Source organism: Streptomyces africanus (assembly GCF_002150735.1).
In the GTDB taxonomy this organism is placed as follows: domain Bacteria; phylum Actinomycetota; class Actinomycetes; order Streptomycetales; family Streptomycetaceae; genus Streptomyces; species Streptomyces africanus.
The window spans coordinates 1-2,538 of the sequence record NZ_MUKA01000657.1 but is presented as its reverse complement, the minus strand read 5'-3'; the positions used below and the strand labels follow the sequence as shown (position 1 = coordinate 2,538).

The 2,538-nt window shown below is 72.0% G+C and carries 3 protein-coding genes and 1 pseudogene; 2 read left to right on the top strand and 2 right to left on the bottom strand.

Annotation, left to right across the window (positions count from 1 at the left end; all coding sequences use genetic code 11):
* Positions 1-347, top strand: a pseudogene (locus tag CCL05_RS45765) (streptophobe family protein); the annotation flags it as partial.
* A 122-nt stretch (positions 348-469) separates the two neighbouring features.
* Positions 470-1,684: a phosphoserine phosphatase SerB gene (gene serB, locus CCL05_RS43165; protein WP_086565904.1), complete on the top strand. Its 1,215-nt coding sequence runs from the start codon at positions 470-472 to the stop codon at positions 1,682-1,684.
* Between the two features lie 69 nt (positions 1,685-1,753).
* On the opposite strand, the gene CCL05_RS43160 is transcribed toward serB, so the two are convergent.
* Both CCL05_RS43160 and CCL05_RS43155 read right to left on the bottom strand, forming a co-directional pair.
* Positions 1,754-2,272 carry a SixA phosphatase family protein gene (locus CCL05_RS43160; RefSeq protein ID WP_086565903.1) on the bottom strand — a complete coding sequence of 173 codons (519 nt, stop codon included), beginning with the start codon at positions 2,270-2,272 and terminating at the stop codon, positions 1,754-1,756.
* A gap of 65 nt (positions 2,273-2,337) precedes the next feature.
* The coding region (locus CCL05_RS43155) for a hypothetical protein (RefSeq protein WP_086565902.1) at positions 2,338-2,538 on the bottom strand (201 nt) is incomplete at its 5' end.

The following is a 2,538-nucleotide window of genomic DNA, read 5'->3' as shown; positions in this document are numbered from 1 at the left end:
CGGGGGCCGGAACAGGGCCGGCCGGGTACGACGCCGCCGCCGGGCGGTCCGGTGGCCGGGGAGAGGACGGCGCCGGGTGGGCGTCGTCGTACGGGGAGGAGGCCGGGCCCTACGCGCCGGGAGTGCCGTACCGGCCACCCAACCCGGCCACCAATCCGTACTTCCGGGTGCCGGACGAACTGCGAGCACCGGAGGACGCGCGGCCACGCGCCGGCGAGCCCAGGGCACCTCACGAGCCACCGTCGGGCAGTGACCCCGCTGCTCACCAGGACGGAGACGTGTACGGCGCGCCCACCGTGGCGCGACCGGTCGGGCCGCCGCCGCGCGGGCCCCGTGGGGGGAAGTAGCCCGCACGGGCGGGGACAGGGCACGCAAGGTGCGCGCCACCCACACGTCACCCAGTGTTCGCTGTCCGCCAGGCGGACCTCACGGGCGGTACGACCTGCCCGCCGGATACGGTGGAACCACCATGAGCGCTTCGCAGACTTCGTCCTCCGACGTTCCCACGCTCCTTGTCAAGATCTTCGGCAAGGACAGTCCGGGCATCACGGCCGGCCTCTTCGACACCCTCGCCGCCTACTCCGTCGACGTCGTCGACATCGAGCAGGTCGTCACCCGGGGCCGAATGGTGCTGTGCGCGCTCGTGACCGAGCCGCCCAAGGGGCTCGAGGGCGATCTGCGGGCGACCGTCCACAGCTGGGCCGAGTCGATGAAGATGCAGGCGGAGATCATCTCCGGCCTCGGCGACAACCGGCCGCGCGGGCTGGGCCGCTCCCTGGTCACCGTGCTCGGGCATCCGCTCACCGCGGAGGCGACCGCGGCGATCGCCGCGCGCATCACCAAGACCGGTGGCAACATCGACCGTATCTTCCGGCTCGCCAAGTACCCCGTGACCGCCGTCGAGTTCGCCGTGTCCGGCGTGGAGACCGAGCCGCTGCGCACCGCCCTGGCGCCCGACGCGGCCAAGCTCGGCATCGACGTGGCGGTCGTCGCCGCCGGTCTGTACCGGCGCGCGCAGCGCCTGGTCGTCATGGACGTCGACTCGACGCTCATCCAGGACGAGGTCATCGAGCTGTTCGCCGCGCACGCCGGCTGCGAGGACCAGGTCACCGAGGTGACAGCCGCCGCGATGCGCGGCGAGCTGGACTTCGAGCAGTCCCTGCACGCGCGCGTGGCGCTGCTGGAGGGGCTCGACGCCTCGGTCGTGGACAAGGTGCGCAGCGAGGTGCGGCTGACGCCGGGCGCCCGCACCCTGATCCGTACGCTGAAGCGGCTCGGCTACCAAGTCGGCGTCGTCTCCGGCGGTTTCACCCAGGTCACCGACGATCTGAAGGAGCGGCTCGGGCTGGACTTCGCCCACGCCAACACGCTGGAGATCGTCGACGGGAAGCTGACGGGCAAGGTCACGGGCGAGATCGTCGACCGTGCCGGCAAGGCCCGGCTGCTGCGCCGGTTCGCCGCCGAGGCGGGGGTGCCGCTGTCGCAGACCGTGGCGATCGGTGACGGTGCCAACGACCTGGACATGCTGAACGCGGCCGGTCTGGGCGTCGCCTTCAACGCCAAGCCGGTGGTGCGCCAGGCCGCGCACACCGCGGTGAACGTCCCCTTCCTGGACACCGTGCTGTACCTGCTGGGGATCACGCGCGAAGAGGTCGAGGCGGCGGACACGCTCGACACGGTCTGAACCGGCCGGGCGAGCCCGGCACCGCGACGGTGCCGGGCCCCGCTCACGCCGAGTCGGTCGCGGAGTCGGTCACTCGGTCGGCGCCCAGTAGTCCCGCAGCGTGGCCACGCCCGGCTCCAGGCTCTTCCACGAGCCGGTGAAGGACAGGAGGGCGAAGGCGGCGGCCGGGAACCCTCGACGGCTCATCCGGTCGCGGGCGTCGCCCTCGGCCGTGCCCGCCAGGATGTCGGCGAGGCCCTGGACGGCCGGGTTGTGGCCGATCACGAGGATGTTCTGCGCGTCGTCGGGAGTCTCGTTGAGCACGGCGATCAGTTCGCCCGGCGAGGCGTCGTAGATCCGCTCCTCGTAGACGGTTTTCGGTCGCTGCGGGAACTCCTGGACGGCGAGCTTCCAGGTCTCCCGGGTCCGGACCGCGGTGGAGCACAGGGCCAGGTCGAAGGCGATGCCGGTGTCGGCCAGCCTGCGCCCGGCCTCCGCCGCTTCTTTTCGGCCCCGGTCGGCGAGCGGACGCTCATGATCGCTCACCTGTGGCCAGTCGGCTTTCGCATGGCGGAAGAGGACAATCGTGCGGGGTTCTGCGACGCTCATAAGATCCAGCTTCGCACGAAACACGCCACGGGGCGCAGGGAGTTGACCACCGGTTTCTGCCGTGCTCAGTGGGCTATCAGCTGCCGGGCCCGCTCGAAGAGGTGGGTGATCAGGGGGTCACCGGTGGCCGCCTGGGCATCGGAGGGGTTCAGGATCAGCGCGAGCAGCGCGACGAAGGCGAGCGTGGGCAGGGCGAGGGCCCACCAGGGCAGCCGGCTGTCGGCGCCGGCCCGGGTAGCCGGGTGGGGCCGGGCGTGCGTAGGAGC

Excerpts from the sequence above, each read along its gene's own strand:
- CCL05_RS43160 (WP_086565903.1), bottom strand. The coding sequence starts at position 2,272 with ATGAGCGTCGCAGAACCCCGCACGATTGTCCTCTTCCGCCATGCGAAA.
- serB (WP_086565904.1), top strand. The coding sequence starts at position 470 with ATGAGCGCTTCGCAGACTTCGTCCTCCGACGTTCCCACGCTCCTTGTC.